Source organism: Parafrankia sp. FMc2, assembly GCF_041008525.1.
GTDB lineage: Bacteria > Actinomycetota > Actinomycetes > Frankiales > Frankiaceae > Parafrankia.
Genome location: NZ_JBFLUG010000021.1, coordinates 1 through 17,479, shown reverse-complemented (window position 1 = coordinate 17,479; position 17,479 = coordinate 1). Strand labels below are relative to the sequence as shown.

The 17,479-nt window shown below is 70.9% G+C and carries 17 protein-coding genes; 10 read left to right on the top strand and 7 right to left on the bottom strand.

The annotated features are described in order from the left end of the window. Window positions 1-19: 19 nt before the first annotated feature. Window positions 20-1,108: a FecCD family ABC transporter permease gene (locus tag AB1460_RS10325; RefSeq protein WP_420497237.1), complete on the bottom strand. Its 1,089-nt coding sequence runs from the start codon at window positions 1,106-1,108 to the stop codon at window positions 20-22. A gap of 322 nt (window positions 1,109-1,430) precedes the next feature. On the opposite strand from AB1460_RS10325, the gene AB1460_RS10320 reads away from it, so the two are divergent. Further along, window positions 1,431-2,336 (top strand): ABC transporter ATP-binding protein, encoded by a 906-nt coding sequence (locus AB1460_RS10320; RefSeq protein ID WP_368960655.1) that lies wholly within the window; start codon window positions 1,431-1,433, stop codon window positions 2,334-2,336. Between the two features lie 68 nt (window positions 2,337-2,404). Here AB1460_RS10320 and AB1460_RS10315 read toward each other — a convergent pair whose 3' ends face one another. Then, entirely contained in the window at window positions 2,405-2,536 is a 132-nt protein-coding gene (locus AB1460_RS10315) for a hypothetical protein (RefSeq protein ID WP_368960614.1), read from the bottom strand. A gap of 203 nt (window positions 2,537-2,739) precedes the next feature. Between AB1460_RS10315 and AB1460_RS10310 the strand changes: the two genes are divergently transcribed. The 3 genes from AB1460_RS10310 (at window position 2,740) to AB1460_RS10300 (ending at window position 5,703) form a co-directional block, all read left to right on the top strand. Continuing rightward, window positions 2,740-4,146, top strand: coding sequence for a lysine N(6)-hydroxylase/L-ornithine N(5)-oxygenase family protein (locus AB1460_RS10310; protein WP_368960612.1), 1,407 nt, complete (start codon window positions 2,740-2,742; stop codon window positions 4,144-4,146). A gap of 249 nt (window positions 4,147-4,395) precedes the next feature. Beyond that, window positions 4,396-4,602, top strand: coding sequence for a hypothetical protein (locus tag AB1460_RS10305; protein ID WP_368960610.1), 207 nt, complete (start codon window positions 4,396-4,398; stop codon window positions 4,600-4,602). A gap of 321 nt (window positions 4,603-4,923) precedes the next feature. Further along, window positions 4,924-5,703 (top strand): hypothetical protein, encoded by a 780-nt coding sequence (locus AB1460_RS10300; protein ID WP_368960609.1) that lies wholly within the window; start codon window positions 4,924-4,926, stop codon window positions 5,701-5,703. Window positions 5,704-6,589: 886 nt separating this feature from the next. Here the strand turns inward: AB1460_RS10300 and AB1460_RS10295 are convergent. Continuing rightward, the gene (locus AB1460_RS10295) at window positions 6,590-8,965 is read right to left on the bottom strand and encodes a RecQ family ATP-dependent DNA helicase (RefSeq protein ID WP_420497236.1); all 2,376 of its coding nucleotides are present in this window, start codon (window positions 8,963-8,965) and stop codon (window positions 6,590-6,592) included. Between the two features lie 100 nt (window positions 8,966-9,065). Further along, entirely contained in the window at window positions 9,066-10,337 is a 1,272-nt protein-coding gene (locus tag AB1460_RS10290) for an aromatic ring-hydroxylating oxygenase subunit alpha (RefSeq protein ID WP_368960608.1), read from the bottom strand. Between the two features lie 216 nt (window positions 10,338-10,553). Here AB1460_RS10290 and AB1460_RS10285 point away from each other — a divergent pair, with 216 nt between their 5' ends. Continuing rightward, a complete protein-coding gene (locus AB1460_RS10285; protein WP_368960607.1) occupies window positions 10,554-12,341 on the top strand; it encodes an aldo/keto reductase in 1,788 nt (595 codons plus the stop codon). Between the two features lie 154 nt (window positions 12,342-12,495). Then, window positions 12,496-13,257, top strand: coding sequence for an SDR family NAD(P)-dependent oxidoreductase (locus AB1460_RS10280; protein ID WP_368960605.1), 762 nt, complete (start codon window positions 12,496-12,498; stop codon window positions 13,255-13,257). 41 nt (window positions 13,258-13,298) lie between these two features. Here the strand turns inward: AB1460_RS10280 and AB1460_RS10275 are convergent, their stop codons facing one another. Then, the gene (locus AB1460_RS10275) at window positions 13,299-13,688 is read right to left on the bottom strand and encodes a VOC family protein (protein WP_368960603.1); all 390 of its coding nucleotides are present in this window, start codon (window positions 13,686-13,688) and stop codon (window positions 13,299-13,301) included. A 360-nt stretch (window positions 13,689-14,048) separates the two neighbouring features. On the opposite strand from AB1460_RS10275, the gene AB1460_RS10270 reads away from it, so the two are divergent. After that, window positions 14,049-14,807: an SDR family NAD(P)-dependent oxidoreductase gene (locus AB1460_RS10270; protein WP_368960602.1), complete on the top strand. Its 759-nt coding sequence runs from the start codon at window positions 14,049-14,051 to the stop codon at window positions 14,805-14,807. A gap of 49 nt (window positions 14,808-14,856) precedes the next feature. Here the strand turns inward: AB1460_RS10270 and AB1460_RS10265 are convergent, their stop codons facing one another. Continuing rightward, the gene (locus tag AB1460_RS10265; protein WP_368960601.1) at window positions 14,857-15,396 is read right to left on the bottom strand and encodes a hypothetical protein; all 540 of its coding nucleotides are present in this window, start codon (window positions 15,394-15,396) and stop codon (window positions 14,857-14,859) included. A 164-nt stretch (window positions 15,397-15,560) separates the two neighbouring features. Beyond that, the gene (locus tag AB1460_RS10260; protein ID WP_368960600.1) at window positions 15,561-15,836 is read right to left on the bottom strand and encodes an SCO4848 family membrane protein; all 276 of its coding nucleotides are present in this window, start codon (window positions 15,834-15,836) and stop codon (window positions 15,561-15,563) included. A gap of 204 nt (window positions 15,837-16,040) precedes the next feature. Here AB1460_RS10260 and AB1460_RS10255 point away from each other — a divergent pair, with 204 nt between their 5' ends. From AB1460_RS10255 to AB1460_RS10245, 3 genes are read left to right on the top strand one after another with little or no spacing between them, the layout of a single operon-like run. Continuing rightward, complete coding sequence (locus tag AB1460_RS10255; protein ID WP_368960599.1) at window positions 16,041-16,271, top strand: DUF433 domain-containing protein; 231 nt, start codon at window positions 16,041-16,043, stop codon at window positions 16,269-16,271. Between the two features lie 5 nt (window positions 16,272-16,276). After that, window positions 16,277-16,648, top strand: a complete 372-nt coding sequence (locus tag AB1460_RS10250; protein WP_368960598.1) for a DUF5615 family PIN-like protein — start codon at window positions 16,277-16,279, stop codon at window positions 16,646-16,648. A 51-nt stretch (window positions 16,649-16,699) separates the two neighbouring features. Beyond that, the gene (locus tag AB1460_RS10245) at window positions 16,700-17,029 is read left to right on the top strand and encodes a hypothetical protein (RefSeq protein ID WP_368960597.1); all 330 of its coding nucleotides are present in this window, start codon (window positions 16,700-16,702) and stop codon (window positions 17,027-17,029) included. Window positions 17,030-17,479: the final 450 nt, after the last annotated feature.

The window sequence follows — 17,479 nt, the reverse complement described above, 5'->3', positions numbered from 1 at the left end:
AGGTTGACGCCCGGCCCGCTCACAAACGGCCCAACCGTGCGCGCCGACACAGCACGATGAACACCGGAGCGCCCACGAGGGCGGTGACGACCCCGACCTCCAGCTCGGCGGGGGCGATGATCAGGCGGCCCACCACATCGGCGAGGAGCAGCAGCGTCGGCGCGAGGACGGCCGAGTAGGCGATCACCCAGCGCTGGTCCGGCCCGCAGATCACGCGGGCGACGTGCGGCACGGCCAGCCCCACGAAGGTGATGGGCCCGGCGGCCGCGGTGCCGGCGCCGCACATCAGCGCGATCGCGAGCACGCCCAGCGCCCGGGTACGAACCACGTGGACCCCGAGGCCGCGGCCGGCATCCTCCCCCATCGCCATCGCGTTGAGCGCCGAGGCGATCACGGCGGCCAGCAGCACCCCCGCGCCGATGAACGGCGTGACGGCGCCGAGCTGCCCGAGGTCGGCCCGGTCGAGGGCGGCGACGTCCCAGAAGCGCAGCCGGTCGAACGTCTCGTGGTCGAGGAAGGCCACGCCATAGGTGAAAGCGCCGAGCACCGCGCTGAGCGCGGCCCCGGCGACGATGAGGCGCTCCGGGGCCACCGCGGCGCGGCCGGTGGCGCCGAGCACGTACACCGCGACGGACGCGACGCCGGCGCCGGCGAGGGCGAACCAGATATAGCCGGCGGGCGTCGTCACCCCCAGGAACGAGACCGCGGCGACGACGGCCGCCGAGGCGCCCAGGTTGACTCCGAGCAGGCCCGGGTCCGCGAGGGAGTTGCGGGTCAGGGCCTGCGCCAGCGCGCCGGCCACCCCCAGCCCCACACCGACGACGAGGCCGACGAGCGTCCGGGGGACACGCAGGTCGTGGACGATGACGGCGGTCTCGGAGCGGTCGTCGTGCCACAGCACATGCCACACATCGGCGAGCGGCAGCTGTTTGGCGCCGAGAGCGATGCTGAGAAGGAGACCGGCCGCGAGCAGCGCCACCGCGGCCGCGAACCCGAGCGGCCGCACAGCGTGACGCGCCGGCTGCTCCGCCGAGCCGCCGCGGCTCCCCTCCGCCGACGTGGGCCCTCGCGCCGCCGACACCGCCTGCTCGGCAGGCAACCGGATCACTGCTCCCTGGTCCACCTGGATATTTAGGTCAGGCTTACCTGCGGGAGTCAAATCATCGCGGGACGAACCCGCCACGGGCCGCACCCGTCGCCACGGACCGCCCTTGACCAGCAACGGGACCAGCCCACACGATAAGTGAGGCTCACTTAATATGATCGGATTGGTTGAGGCCTTGGACATACGACGCGGACGGCGCCAGGCGGCGGCACAGCACGGGACCGACAGCTCCCCACCCCCCTACGGGACTGAAGCCGGGCAGGCCACCTCTGACACCCCGGCCCCGGCGGCCCCAGCCGGCACGGCTGCCGGCCTCGCGGGCACGGTGGCGGGCACGTCGTCCGGTGAGCCGCGGCTGTACGCCGAGGACCTGACCCTTGCCTACGAGCAGCGCGTCGTCGCCACCGACCTGGGCGTACGCATCCCGGACAACTCGTTCACGGTGATCGTCGGCCCCAACGCCTGCGGCAAGTCGACGCTGCTGCGCGCGCTGGCCCGGATGCTGCGCCCCCGCTCCGGGGCGGTCTACCTCGACGGGGCGCTCATCCGGTCGCTGCCGTCAAAGGAGGTCGCCCGCCGACTGGGGCTGCTGCCGCAGACCTCGATCGCCCCGAGCGGCATCCTCGTCTCCGACCTGGTTACCCGGGGCCGCTACCCGCATCAGCGACTGCTGCGCCAGTGGTCGCGGCAGGACGAGGACGCCGTCCGCGACGCACTCGCCGCCACCAACACCCAGGACCTCGCGGACCGCTACGTCGACGAGCTCTCCGGCGGGCAGCGCCAGCGGGTCTGGCTCGCGATGGCACTGGCCCAGCAGACCCCGATCATGCTCCTGGACGAGCCGACGACGTTCCTGGACGTCGCACACCAGATCGAGATCCTCGACCTGTGCGCGGACCTCCACGAGGAGAGCAACCGGACGCTCGTCGCGGTGCTGCACGACCTCAACCAGGCCTGCCGCTACGCCAACCATCTGGTGGCGATGAAGGCCGGCAGTATCGTCGCGCAGGGCGACCCGAGCGAGATCGTCACCGCGGAGCTGGTCGAGGAGGTCTTCGGGATGCCGTGCATCGTGGTGCCCGACCCGGAGACCGGGACGCCGCTGGTGGTGCCCGCCGCCCGGACCCGCCGCCGGCAGCTCGCGCGGGAGGCCCCGGCGATGCCGCACAGCACCGGCGAGGGCGGCGACCCCCGCACGGGCCGGGCGGTCGTGGCCGCCAGCGCCCACTGACCGCTCGCCAGGCGGACCGGAGGACAGCGATCCGCTCACGCCAAATATAAAGTTAGGCTAACCTATAGTTAGCTACCGTAGAGGTGGACGGACGCGTCCACCCCTAAGCGCACCGCCACCACCAGACCGGCGCCGCGGGCCGGCGCGCCAGCCCGCCAGTCCGTCAGGTCCGGCGGGCCGGCCGACTCGACGCCCGTCATGCCCTGCGGCCACATGCCCCGCGGCCACGCGAACCCGGCCCCATCAGACCCTCGTCACTCGGGCCGCAGTTCACGCCCCAGCCGCCCCGACCTCGGCGAACTCCTTGACAGGACAACATGCCATCCCGAACATAAGTTAAGTTAACCTAAATCGACGTCTAATCGGATACGTCCGGTCAGATCAACTGACAAGAGGGGCAGCCGTGGGAGACCGTCCACCGACCGCGGAACTCGGTGTGCACGACGTCATCGGAGTCGGCTTCGGGCCCTCGAACATCGCCTTGGCCATCGCGATCGAGGAACACAACAGCAGCGTCTCCGCCGGGGCCGCCCTACGCGCGGTTTTCCTTGAACGCCAGCCCCGTTTCGGCTGGCACCGGGGAATGCTGCTCGACGGGGCCACGATGCAGGTGTCCTATCTCAAGGACCTCGTGACGCTGCGCAATCCGTCCAGCAGCTTCAGCTTTCTGTCCTACCTGCACGCGCAGAACCGCCTGGTGGACTTCATCAACCACAAGACGATGTTTCCGCTGCGGTGTGAGTACCATGACTACCTGGAGTGGGCCGCCGGCCGGCTCGACGACCTCGTCGAGTACGACTCCGAGGTTCTCGACCTGCGGCCGGTCGTCCATGACGGCGTCATCACCTACATCGACGTGATCAGCCGGCGGCCGGGGCAGCCGGACCGCACCGTCGTCCGCCGGGCCCGCAACGTCGTCATCGCCGCCGGGCTGACGCCTCGCATCCCCGACGGGGTGGTCCTCGACGAGCGGACCTGGCACAACACCGACCTGCTGCACCGACTGGCCGCGATGCCCACCACGCCGCGCCAGCGCTTCGTCGTGATCGGCGCCGGCCAGAGCGCCGCCGAGGTGACCGAGCACCTGCACACCCGCTTCCCGCAGGCCGAGGTGTACGCGGTGTTCTCCCGGTACGGGCTGAGCCCCGCCGACAACAGCGGCTTCGTCAACCAGATCTTCGACCCGGACGCGGTCGGCGAGTTCTACCACGCCCCGGAGAGCGTCCGGGCGATGCTGCTGACATACCACCGCGGCACCAACTACTCCGCGGTCGACCTCGATCTCATCGACGAGCTCTACCGCCGCACCTACCAGGAGAAGGTCCGCGGGCCGCGCCGGCTGCACTTCCTGCGCGCGTCCCGGGTGGAGTCGTTCGAGAAGCTCGCCGACGGCACCCGCCTGCACATCCGGCACCTGCCGACCGGCGAGCGGCGGGCTGTGGAGGCCGACATCGTCGTGCTCGCCACCGGCTACCACGCCCGCGACCCACGGAAGGTGCTCGGCGGGATGGACTCGTTCTGCCTCGTCGGGCAGGACGGCCAGCTCCAGGTCGGCCGCGACTACAGCGTCGACACCACGCCCGACACCAGCGCCGGCATCTACATCCCGGGGGCGAGCGAGTACGCGCACGGGATCTCCTCGTCGCTGCTGTCGAACATCTCGATCCGGGCCGGCGAGATCCTCGGGTCAGTCCTGCGCCGCCAGGACCTCGAAGCGCCCCTGGCCGCGATCGCGCCGGGCATCCCCCACGCGTCCCTGCCCGACCCGCCCTATCTCGACCCCCGGCCCAACGCCCAGCCGCAGAACTGACCCGGCGGGCCTCGCCCGAAAGGAGGTCGTCTCGTCACGCTCGCCCTTGACCGCCTCCGCGCCGACGTCGCCGAGATCCGCTTCGAGCCCGCGGAGGACGTCTCCGACGACGAGGACCTCCTCGACCGAGGCCTCGACTCCATCCACGTCGCCTCCGGCGAGAAGGCCCTGACCGACAGCGACGCGCTCACGGCGCGGTTCACCGCCTCCCCCGAGTCCCTCGCGACGGCGGTCGACCGCACGGGCGCCATGCAGACCTACAGCGTCGGCCGGATGAACCATCTGTTCGGCACCAAGGTCGTCGGCGCCGTGATGACCGAGACCACCCACATCCAGGCCCGAGAGGTCCGCGGCGAGAAAGCCGTCGAGCTGCCGCTGCTGCCGCTGCCGCCCGGCGGCCCGGTACCGACCGGCGACGGCCTGTCCTGGGCCGAGCTCGCCATCAGCAAGGCCTGACCACCCGGCCCGGCCGGGTCCCGCAGTACCTGATCATCGCCAGGCTCGTCACCGACGGGCCTGGCGTTTTCGCTGCACGGCCGCGCCCGCCGCGATCCCCGGCGCGTCCCGCTGTCAAGGGTGGCATCACGACAACCCGCGGAAGCCACCCGGCCACATTCCTGTCGAATAGTCTCCCGGCCATCCGATGTCCCGCGAACGACATCCTCGGAATTGGCGCGGAGCCGTTTTTCTCCGGCATCGTGTTGCTGGTCGATAAGGGAAGTCGTCGTCGTTCACGTACGACTCGGGTGCATATCACGGAGGCTGGAGATGGGCGGCATGCGACGAGGGCGGAACATAGTCCGGTCGGTGTCCGGCGGGATTGCCGCGTCGGCGTTGGCGGTGCTGGTCGCCGGCTGTCAGGAGGGCAGCCTCGCGATCCCCCCGGCGACGGCGACGGCGTCGCCGGGCGTCGCACCGGTGGCCGCGACCGGCCCGGCGGTCCCGCCCACGCAGGCCGCCGCGCCCGCAAGAGACCTGCAGGCCAGCGACTACGTGCTGACGGCCGCCCCGGAGACGGCAGGCTTCGAGAGCTCGGGCGGGGCCGACGAGCCCGACAGCGACGGCACCGCGATACGCGCCGAGATCGCCGAGTGTGTCGGCGTCCCCGGGTACGACCCGCCCCCGCCGTCGGACGAGACGACGGGTGACACGTTCACCAGCACCGAGGAATCCGAGTTCCAGGCTTTCAGCCGAGCGAAAATTCTGCCCGCGGGCCAGATCAGCCAGAATGCCGAGATCGTGTCCAGCCCGCTTTTCGGTGACTGCTACCGCGGGGCGCTGGAGGAGCAGCTCGCGGGCACCAACGAGAACGGTCTGACATACGAGATCGTCGCGGTGGAGACACCACCCACGCCGCGCGGTACCACCGCGCTGGTCCGCACCACGATGGGTATCACGGACGAGTACGGCACCTACGGCTACGTCTTCGACACGATCTACTTCTACGTCGGCCAGGTGGCCGTCGAGCTCGACGTCACCAACGTCGGCGACGTCCCGCCGCCGGACATTGAGCAGGGTTTCATCGACCAGATCGCCGGCAAGCTGACCAACCAGTAGGCCGCAGGCGCGCCGGGCGCATGGTGACGGCGGGCATCCCTGCCCGACGGGCAGGGTCGGTCTCAGCCTGAGCACGACACCGAGCCGCCGATTGAACCACCGAGCCGCCGAGCCGCCGAGCCGCCGATTGAGCAGAGACCCCGCAGAGCGGGGCTCGCACCCCGGCGCGTCCGCGGTGTGAGCCCGCCAGGATCGCGTCCGCGGCGGCGACACGCCGACGGGCGGGAAAGGATATCCACAGCTTCTCGCCCGCCAGGCGGAGGGACCCGTAAGGACCCTTTCAGCGGCCCCAGAGCAGTCTCTCGTGACAGGCGCGCCAGCGGTGCCTCCGCGCTCGGAGTGGCCCAGGCGAACAGGCCGGCCCGTAGTACCAGGATGCCCGGTCGGTGACGACGATGATTCTCTGTTCTGGAGCCGGCTCATGCGCAGCCACAGCCCGGCCAGTATCAGTACCGAGAACACGGCGAGAGCGGCCATGGGGTACGGCCAGGGGAGGCGAGAAGCGAGGGGGAGGAACACGGTGCTTCCGAGCAGGGGAACCGCTCCCAGGTACGAGGGCAACCCGGTCTGAGCCAGGAAGACAGACTCGACCCGCTCCCCCGGGGCCAGAAAACTGGCCACCCGGGCAGCGGGCACGTCGCGCAGCGCCACCAGATCCCCCCACCCCGAACTGATCCGGTCATTCTCGACCACGGAACGTGGTTTATGGACCAGGCCCAGCCGCCCACCACCAGCTTTCGGCGGTGTTCTCAGGGAGCCCGCGGTCAGGCCCGCTCAGGCCCGGCCCGAGCGGCATTCGCGGGTGAGCATCCGGGCGAGGTACAGCCCGCCGATCGCGGAGGTCACGACACCGGCGGGGAGCTGGCGCGGAGACACGACTCGGGCCTCAGCCGCTTTCGACCGCGAGGGCGAGCGGCAGGACCCCGGGTGCGCCTGCCGCGCGCAGGGCACGAGCCGCCACCGTCATCGTCCAGCCGGTGACGATCAGGTCGTCGACGAGCAGGACCGGGCCGGGCAGGTCACCCAGCGCGCCGGTGAGCCCGGGCGGCACCTCGAAGGCTGACCACAGACCGGCGAGCCGGTGCGCGCTGTTGTGGACCTGGCCGGCGAACGGCCCGGCGGCGACCCGGGGCAGTTCCCCGAGCAGCGGAAGCCGCCCCACCTGGGCGATGCGCTCGCCGAGACTGGCGACGAGCCGCGGCCGGGTCCTCGACGCGACCGTCACGACAGCGGCCGGGCGCCGCTCCCACTCCCACGCGGCGAGCATCTGCACCACGGCCTCGAACACGTCGTCGGGCACCGGCCGGTCAAGCCCGGAGACACCGGAGCCGGCGGTGCTGTCGGGATCGCCGGACCCGGAGCTGTGTGCTCCCGGATCCGGGTCGGCGCCGACGGCGTACGGGTCGGCGGCGCGGGCGGCCGGTGGGCTGCTGAGCAGGGCCCGGAGGCGGCTGCCCCAGCCGAGGTCGTTGAGCCGGGCCAGCGCCCGGCCGGGGAGGGCGCCGGCCGCGGCGGGAATCCGCCCGGAGGCCTCGACGCCCAGCGTGCGCATGCCCGTCGGCCACATCCGGCGCGCTTCGACGACGACACCGGGGCGCCGCAGCTCGGTGCGGGCGCCCGCCCGCGCCCCGGCCGAGACCTCTGAGGTCCACTCCCGGCCCGTGCACCGGTCGCAGCGGCCGCAGCGGCTCGCGTGCGGGTCGTCGAGGGCCCGACGCAGGAACTCCATCCGGCAGTTCGGGGTCGCGATGTAGTCGAGCATCGCCTGCTGCTCCACGCCGCGTGCCGCGGCGACCCGGGCGTAGCGGGGCGCGTCGTAGGCCCATGGCACGCCGGTCGACTCCCAGCCGCCCTTTACCCGCCGCACGGCACCGTCGGTGTCGAGCACCTTCAGCATCTGCTCCAGCCGGCTCGGCCCCAGGTCGACCACGGCGAGCAGCGCCTGTGTCGACATCACCCGCGTGGCCTGCTCCAACGCCCCGAGCACCACCCGCACCAGGTGCTCGGGCGGGAAGGAGGTGTCCGCGAAGTACTTCCAGATCGCCTGGTCCTCGGCGGCCGGCAGCAGGATCGCCTCCGCCGACTCCAGCGCCCGACCGGCCCGGCCGACCTGCTGGTAGTAGGCGATCGGCGAGTTCGGCGCACCGACGTGCACCACGAACCCGAGATCGGGCTTGTCGAAACCCATCCCGAGCGCGCTGGTGGCGACCAGGCACTTGACCCGGTTCGCCAGCAGGTCCTCCTCGGCGGCGATCCGCTCGGCCGGGTCGGTCCCGCCGTGGTAGGTCGCCACCGGGTGACCGCGGGTCCGCAGAAAGGCGGTGAGCTCCTCCGCGGCGGGCTTGGTCAGCGTGTAGACGATGCCGGAGCCCGGGAGCTCGGCAAGCCGGTCGGAGATCCAGCCGAAACGCTCCTCGGCCGAGGGCAGCGAGACCACGGCGAGGCGCAGGCTCTCCCTCTCCAGCGACCCCCGCAGGACCAGGGTCTGCGCACCCGCCGCATCCGCCGCGCCCGCACCGAGCTGCTCGCTCACATCCTCGACCACCCGCGCGTTCGCCGTGGCGGTCGTCGCGAGGACGGGGACGTCGGGCGCGAGCCCGCCGATCAGCGACCGCAGGCGGCGGTAGTCCGGACGGAAGTCGTGGCCCCAGTCCGAGATGCAGTGCGCCTCGTCGATGACCAGCAACCCGGTCGTGCGCGCCAGCTCGGGCAGGTAATCGTCCCGGAACGTGGGGTTGTTCAGCCGCTCCGGACCGACCAGCAGCAGATCGAGCTCACCGGCCCGCAGGGCGGCGTACACCTCGTCCCACTCGGTGACGTTGCCCGAGTGGATCTCCCCGACGCGCACGCCGAGGCGCGCGGCCGCGGCCGCCTGGTTGCGGATCAGCGCCAGCAGCGGCGAAACGATCACAGTCGGCCCGACCCGACCCGCGCTCCGGCCCGGGCCTCCGCCCGCACCACCGCGCAGCAGCGCCGTCGCGAGGAAGTACACCGCGGACTTCCCCCAGCCCGTGCGCTGGACGAGCAGCACCCGGCGCCGGCCGGTGACCAGCGCGTCGATCGCCCGCCACTGGTCATCTCGCAGCGCAGCGCCGGGACCGGCGAGGGCGCGCAGCATCTCCTCAGCCCGCTCCCGCGACGCCTCGCCCCCGCCTGCCGGGTCGCCTCCGGGTGCCACGCTGCCGGGTGCCACGCTGCCGGGTGCCGCACCGCGGGGTGCCGCCGGGAGGGTGCCCGCGCCGTCCGCCGCCAGTTCCGTCATGCCCCCTGTCTACCGAACGCCACCGACAGTCCGGTACTGCGGCACGCGCACCCCCGCCCTCACCACGCGATGCACATCGGCTTCGGGTGGCGCCGGCCGCTCAGGACGCCCCGGTCTGCTTCTGGTAGCTGGCCACCTGCTCGGCGGCGGCCCAGTGCAGATGGCGGACGGCGAGTTCCTGGTCGTTGAGCGGGAACTCCGAGACGGCCCGGGTCTCCAGCATCTTCTGGGTCGCCTCCAGGGTGTTGCAGTCCTGCAGCGCGAACTCCTTGAACGTCACGGCGGCCAGTTCCTGGCGCAGTCGATCGCCCGGGGTCCTCGGCGGGACGAAGTACAGGGTGCCCTCGAAGATGTGCCGATCGTAGGCGGTCGGCCAGTAGTGGTAGGTGAGGTACCAGCCCGGTGCCCACACCACAATCATGAAGTTCGGGAAGAAGACGTACGAGTCGAGGCCCCAGGCCTTGTGGCCGGCCGGATTGACGCCCGGCGGCAGCGGGTCCAGGCCGGGAATGTCGGGGCGGTCCCACGGCCCGAAGTTCCCGCTGCGCAGCTTCTGCTCGATCGGCTTCACCATGTTGAGGTCCCGCGGCGGGGCCATACCGCCCCACGCGGACTGCATGGAGTGCAGACCGTCCAGCTCGTAGTGCAGCGACTCGTAGCCGTACCCCAGGAGCTTGCGTGACTCCTCGCCCACGTACTGCTTCGCGTGCAGGACCGGGGCGTGGTAGAACTCCGCGAACGCGTCGATGTAGAGCTTCCAGTTGCTGCCCACGTCGGCCCGGTAGCGGTAGACCTCCGTCATCTCACCGAACGGGTAGCCCTCAAGCCCGGCCGCGAAACGACCGAGATAGTCGCGCAGCGGCGCGGCCTCGTCGTCGAAGTTGACGAAGATGAACCCCTCCCACACCTCGCACCGCACGGGAACGAGACCGAACTTCGACCGGTCGAGGTCGAAGAACTCGGATTCCTGCTGGACGAAGGTGCACGCACCGTCCAGCCCGTAACGCCAGGCGTGGTACTTGCAGATGAACTGCCGCGCCGAACCGCTCGTCTCCGCCTGCGGGAAGTCGTTCCAGACCAGCTTGTTGCCGCGGTGCCGGCAGATGTTGTGGAACGCGCGGACCTCACCGTCGGTGTCCCTCACGATGATCACCGAAGCGTTCGCGGCGTGGATCTCCCTGGTGAAGTAGGCGCCCCCGCGGGCGATCTGCTCCACCCGGCCCACGTTCAGCCAGGTGCGCCGGAAGATCGCCCTGCGCTCGAGCTCGTAGTGCGCCGGGGAGATCGAGTCCTCGAAGGAGACCGGACCCGTCCCGAGATCGGGGTAGTGCTCTGTCCAGCTGCCCTCGGCGGGCTTGGCGAAGTGGGCCATGGTCTGCCTCCGTGACTGCAACCAGGTGGGCTGGAGGAAAGGGGATGGAGGAAAACATACGATGCCGTCCGGTTTAGGTCTACCACCCTTGGATGCCGGCCCACCACCCCTGCCATCAGGCCTGACGGTGGCCGGAGACAGGGGCGGCACCGTGCCTCGCAGGCGGCGCGGTGGGATGCCTTGACCCAGAAGCCGACGGTCTCGTACGTTTTTCCGGTGGAGCCCAGACAGAGCGACGGCGGACGTTCCCGGGCCGGCCGGCCGACGTCCGCGGAGGCCGCCCGGCTCACCGAGAAGCTCCGCCGCGCAGCCGTCGACACCTTCCTCGAGCACGGGTATGACGGGGCCACGATGGAGGCCGTCGCACGCGCCGCAGGGGTCACCAAGAGCACCCTGTACAGCCGCTACCCCGACAAGCGGACGTTGTTCATCGCCGTCAGTTCCTGGGCGCTGACCCGCCAGGAACGCGACACCCGTGTCCTCGAACCGCTGCCGGACGACCTGGCCGCCGCCCTCACGCTGATCGCCCGGGCGATCCTCGCCCGCTCCGTCGACCCGGACATCGTCCGTCTCAGCCGGATGGCCATCGCCGAGTCCCCCCGGTTCCCGGAGTTCGCCGCCAGCTCCCAGGCCACCACCTGGTCGCCGCGCATTCAGGTCATCATCGATCTCCTGCAGGCCCGCGAGCGCGCCGGCGACGTGACCGTCCCGGACGTCGCCCTGGCCGCCGAGCAGTTCTTCGCCATGGTCGGCGCCATGCCCGCCTGGCTCGCCGCCTACGGCATCTACCGCACTCCCGAGGCCGAGGACGAACGCCTCCAGCACGCCGTGCGGCTCTTCCTGAGCGGGATCCTCACCCGTGGCACGGCACCGCCGGCACCGCCGCCGGCAGCAGCAGCAGCAGCAGCAGCAGCAGCAGCGAACCATCTACCCGTGGCCGAACCGGGCACGGGCCGTGCCGTGGCCCGGAGCGCAGCCACCGCCGAGCCGCGCCTGCCCCCCGGCACCCCCGCCGGGCCGCGCGTAACGTCCAGCGCTGCCACCGCCGGGTCGATGCGCTACCAGCCGCTCGGCCGCAGGGGCCTGTACGTCTCCCCGCTCGCCCTCGGCACCGGTGTCCTCGGCGCCCCCCACCGGGGCTGCGACCAGCCGACCGCGACCGAGCTCGTCACCCGTTACCTCGACGCCGGCGGGAACCTCGTCGACCCCACCGAGCTGCGCGACGCCGACATCCACGCGCGGGCGGAGGAGATCACCGGTGCGGCTCTGCGCGGCCGGCGCGCACAGGTCGTGCTGGCCACCACCGCCGTCGCGGCACCCGACCCGGCCCGCCACGGCAGCCGGAACAGCCGCCGCCACCTGCGCGCTGCCTGCGACGCCAGCCTGCGCCGACTGGGCACCGACCACATCGACCTTTTCCAGATCGCCGTCGACGACCCGGCGACCCCGCTGGACGAGACGGTCGAGGCACTCGACGATCTCGTGCGCGCCGGCAAGGTCCTCTACACGGGCGCTGCGGGCATCCCCGCCTACCGGCTCATGAAGGCGCTCGCCGCCAGTGACCGCACCGGCCGCGCCCGCTTCGTCTCCCTGCAGGCCGCCTACGGCCCGACGGCACGCTCCGTCGAGTGCGAGCACCTCCCCCTCCTCGCCGAGGAGGGCCTCGGCTTCATCGGCGTGACCGGCGCCGGGCCCGCGTCCGGATCCGACCCGTCCGGATCCGGGCTCGGGCCCGCGCACCCGGCCGTTGTGCAGGCAGTGGCGGCACGGGTCGGCTGCACGCCCACCCAGCTGGCGCTGGTCTGGCAGTGGACGAGGCCCGTCGCCTCGGTGCGCGTCGACGCCCGGAACACGGCCTACCTGGACGAGGTCCTCGCCGCCACGGGCCTTGAGCTCCCCGCCGAGGCCCTGGGCGAGATCGACCAGCACACCGAGCCCATCGGGACAAGCGGGCCCGGCCGGCGCGGCGAGCCCGGCAGGCCCGCCGACGGACATCCGACCTGACCGGCCTCCGATCCGGCGGGCGTCCGGACCGGCGCAGGCCCGGGCCCAGCGTCCGGGTGGGCTCCCGCCGCCCGTGACGGATGTCCAGCGCAGCCAGCATCCTCTTCCGCCGCACGCTCACCTCGCGGGCGGTCGACGTCGAAAGGACACGAACATGGCCGGATCACAGATCGGCAGAGTCGCCGTCGTCACGGGCGGCGCCTCGGGCATCGGACGTTCCTGCGCGCTGCGGCTGGCCCGCGACGGCGCCAGGGTCGCCGTGCTCGACCTCAACGCCGCCGACGCCAAGGAGGTCGCGGCCGAGATCCAGACCGAGGGCGGCTCCGCACTCGCCGTCGGCGTCGACGTCGCCGACCGCGCGAGCGTCGACGCGGCCCTCGCCGAGACCCGTGAGCACCTCGGCCCCATCGCCATCCTCGTCAACTCGGCCGGGAAGACCGCCTCGAACCGCTTCCTCAACATCTCCCTCGAACTGTGGACGTCGATCATGACCGTGAACCTCACGGGGACGTTCCACTGCTGCCAGGCCGCCGTCCCTGACATGATCGAGGCCGGCTGGGGGCGGATCGTCAACATCTCCTCGTCCAGCGCCCACAGCGGCCAGGCGTACATGACCCACTACGTGGCCTCCAAGGCCGGCGTCATCGGTTTCACCAAGGCCCTGGCGCTCGAACTCGGCCCGAACGGCATCACCGTCAACACCATCCCGCCCGGCTTCGTCGACACCCCGATGCTGCGCGACAGCGAGAAGAAGGGCCGTTTCGGGACGAGTGTGGACGAGCACGCCGCCCGTACCCCGGTCCGCCGCGTCGGCCGCCCGGAGGACATCGCCGCCGCCTGTTCGTTCCTCGCCTCCGAGGAGGCCGGCTACATCACCGGCCAGATCATCGGCGTCAACGGCGGCCGCAACACCTGAGACACCCGAGCCGGCCGAGCTATCCGAGCCGGCCGGGCGTCTCAGCCCCGGCCAAGCATGGCCTCCAGAGCGATGTTGTCCGGGTCACGGAAGGCCAACAGCCAGCCGAACGGCAGCTCCTGGGTCGGGGTGAAGACCGCGCCGGCCGCGGCGAGACGCTTCTCCAGCCCGTCCAGGTCGTCTCGCTCCGACACCGAGAACGAGAGATGATCCAGCCCCGGGCGCCGCTCGTCGAACAGCTCCGCTCTGCTCTCGTCGTGCTGCCGCAGGACGACGCTGAGACCGCCAGGAAGCACACCGTGGGCGAACGACGTCGTCTCCCCTCGACCGCGGACCAGCTCCTTCCATTCCAGGACCGCTGTGTACCAGCCACAGCTACGCTCCAGGTCCCGAACTGTCAGACCCACATGCGACACCCCGTCGAACGGCATTGACGTCCTCCCTGCTGACCCGATGACCACCGACATCACGTCCCGCGGACCCCTCCCGGCCAGCCCCGTCCCCGAAGATTCGTCCCCGGAGAACCTCGAAGGCCCGCCCGCCGAAGCCGCCCGCGGCGCGATGTGCCTCACTGTAGAAACGATCAGTCAGCCGTGCGCGACCCGAACGGCCTTCCTCCATCCCGCATCGGCCGGGGCACCGAGACCCCGCGAGCCATTCGCTCCCACTCCTCTGCTCCCCTGTTCGCCGGACAATCCTGCCCATCGGCGTCCTTGCTGGGAAACAATAGGAATCCCGGCCATCCGGTAGACGGAGCGGGCAACAGGAAGCTGACACTGGAGGGGCGCCACATGGGCCAGACACTCGCGGGCAGAGTCGCCGTCGTGACCGGCGGCGCTTCGGGCATCGGACGTTCCTGCGCACTGCGGCTCGCCCAGGACGGCGCCAGGGTTGCGGTCCTCGATCTCCACGCGGCACCCGCCAAGGGCGTCGCCGCCGAGATCCAGGCCGCGGGTGGCACCGCCCACGCCGTCGGCGTCGACGTGGCCGACCGTGCAAGCGTCGACCAGGCACTGGACGAGGTCCGGGAGCACCTCGGCCCGATCGCCATCCTCGTCAACTCCGCCGGAAGGACCGGCCACGACAGCTTCCTCGACATCACCCTCGACACGTGGACGTCGATCATGACCGTGAACCTCACCGGCACGTTCCACTGCTGCCAGGCCGCCGTCCCCGACATGATCGACGCCGGCTGGGGACGGATCGTCAACATCTCCTCCTCCAGCGCCCAGAGCGGTGTGCCGTACATGACCCATTACGTGGCCTCCAAGGCCGGCGTCATCGGTTTCACCAAGGCCCTGGCCCTCGAACTCGGCCCGAACGGCATCACCGTCAACACCATCCCGCCGGGCTTCATCGACACCCCGATGCTGCGCACCGCCCAGGCCGGTTTCCTCGCGACGCCCCCGCAGACCGTCATCGACCGCACACCCGTCCGCCGCGCCGGGCGCCCGGAGGACATCTCCGCTGCCTGCGCCTTTCTCGTCTTCGAGGAAGCCGGCTACATCACCGGCCAGATCATCGGCGTCAACGGCGGCCGCAACACCTGACCGAGGACCAGCACCCGCAGCACGGCACCCGCGGGTCAGTGCTCGCAGATCAGTGCAGCAGCACCCGCAGCAGGATCAGGGCGAGCCCGAACAGGCCAGCGGTCATTCCGTAGACGAGGGAGACCACGGCACCGCGCCCGGCCCGACGGCCGGCGAGCTGCCCCCACAGCACCAGCGCGGCCACCCCGGTCCACATCCCCGCCAGGGCCGCTGTCTGGATGGACGCCCCGGCGGCCGCCGCCAGCAGCACCGCGGCCAGCGGAAAGAAGGACGCCGTCACCAGGGACCACTCATGGCCCAGCGTCACCGCGAGACGGTGCAGGCTCGCCCGGCGGCTCCCGCTCGGCGGCGAGCCCAGGAAGTCGGCGTACACGTGGGCGAACCAGTACACGATCACCGTGATCAGCTCGGCGTAGATCAGGTCATTCAGCTTTGTCTGGCGCTCGGACTCCACTGCCAGCACCGAGTCGGCCACCACCGTCCCGTAGATGGAACCGGCAGGATTCCGCGCGAACGCGAGCAGGGGGACACGCCAGCCCCGAGCGGAGGCAGCCGGGCGGTCCACGATGTCCAGCTCAGACGCATCCACGCTCCCGGTGCTACCCGGGACGCCCTCCATGCCACGCCGAGCCGTCACAGATCCCGCGGCCGAAGCCAGCTCCCCTACCACCCGGCTACCCCGCGGTCACCAGCCAGCGAGTGGGAGGCACCGGCCACGCGCCAGGGCCCAGGGGCGACCTCGCGACTCCCATGTCAACGACTTGAACCAATCAGCTGGTCAGACGAAGCAACATCGCCGGCGGCATCGACACGACCCGCGCGAGCTCCTCGGATGCCGAGCCAGCCGACGACCGAGCCGACGCCCAGAGACGTGACGGTCAGGACCAGGTGGACCGTGAAGAAGCTGGTCGGACCGTCATCCCAGGATCGGTCATCGTTCCAGATATTCCGGAGAAAATTAGGCCAGATCGCCCACGTCCACACACCCACCGCGATCAGGAACCACGACGCACGCTTCGACAGAGTCACCGGTCCAGCCTCGCACCCGCACGCGCGGACGGGACGATCGAGAGCTGCCGCGGGCCGTGAAGCTGGACACGCACGCGACACCAACTCCCGGGCTGCCGCAGGGCCCACGAGCACCACGCTGCCGCGCCCCTGCAGCCTGTCTCGTGGCGACCACCTCAGGACCACCATGATCATCGTATGCTGAAGTAAGAGAGGGGGTGGCCAGTGCACTTCACCCGCATCACGGTGAACCCGGCGCAGATGGGCGGCGTTCCCTGCATCCGTGGATTGCGCATCCCGGTAGCAACGGTCGTCGGAATGATCGCGGACGGCATGTCCGCCACCGAGGTCATCACCGAGCTGCCGGACCTCGATGGGGACGACATCCGCGAGGCGCTCCGATTCGGAGCCGAAGCCGTCCGCGAGCAGCAGCTGCCGCTGATCATCCCAGCCTGACTGACGTGCGCTTCCTGCTCGACAACAACCTGTCGCACACTCTCGCGGCCGGTCTCCGCGAGGCTGGGCACGACGTTCTCCATGTTCGAGACGTCGCACTCGGCGCGGCCGACGACTCCACCGTCCTCGCCTTCGCGCGAGACGAGCGAAGGGTTCTGATCTCGGCCGATACCGACTTCGGCGGCATCCTCACCCGGAGCGGACTCGACAGCCCTTCCGTGATCCTCTTCCGCCGCGAAGGTGGTCGCCGCCCCGCCGAACAGCTTCGGCTTCTCCTCGCGAACCTTGACCAGCTGGCAGAAGCACTGAAGGACGGCAGCATGATCGTCCTCACCGACCGTCTTGCCCGGGTCCGGAAACTGCCGCTGATCCCCTGATCTCTGCCGACCACCCTCGGCGTAGCGGCGCAGAACCTAGGTCATAAGTGAATGCTCTACAAATTCGGCCAGATCGCCCACGTTCGCGCATCCGCCGCGATCGGGAACCAGGACGCACGCTTCGACCTCGGTCATCCGTCCAGCCTCGCGCCCGCGCTGACGGGCCGCCACGTCTACCTGGGGCACGCGAAGGGCGAGGGCGGTGGCCGACGAACGCGGTTGCCGTGGCGGTTCATCCTGTTCAACCCCACCATGGCCAGTTCAGGCCCACCGGCCCACGGCCTCATCCACGAGTCAGGGCGGCTGGTCCAGATCACGGCAGGTGGTGTGTCCGCGCCCCGGCACACCACCTGCCGTAACCAGCTGATCAGAGGGCCGTGAGGGTGACGTTCAGAACCTGCCCGACGGTCGGGCGGTACATGGTGAAGTTCGTCGTGGGATAAGTGCGCTTACCTGCGATATCGCATCGCACCTGAGCCTGGATGCACCGGCTTGATTCCTGCGCTCATTCCAGTCGATCTGTAGCGACTATTAACTTTCGGTAGTCGTGTGTGGGTGTGGCTGGTCAGCCGCTCGCGTGGGCGGTGTGTCCGGGTCCTGAATCGGGGGCCTGGGGCGGGTGGTGCTGACCGGGTGCGTGTCGGGCCGCGGGGTGGTGGTGGTGTTCAGGCGGCGCGGGCGGGTGGGAGCGCGTGAACGGCGTGGAACAGGCCGGTCAGGGCGTTCTCGGCGTGCCAGCTGGTGGGCAGGTGCAGGGTGATGTGTCCGCGGCCGTGGCGAGCGAGGCGGGCGGGGATGTTGACCAGGTGGGTGCGCAGGGTGGCGCCGCGG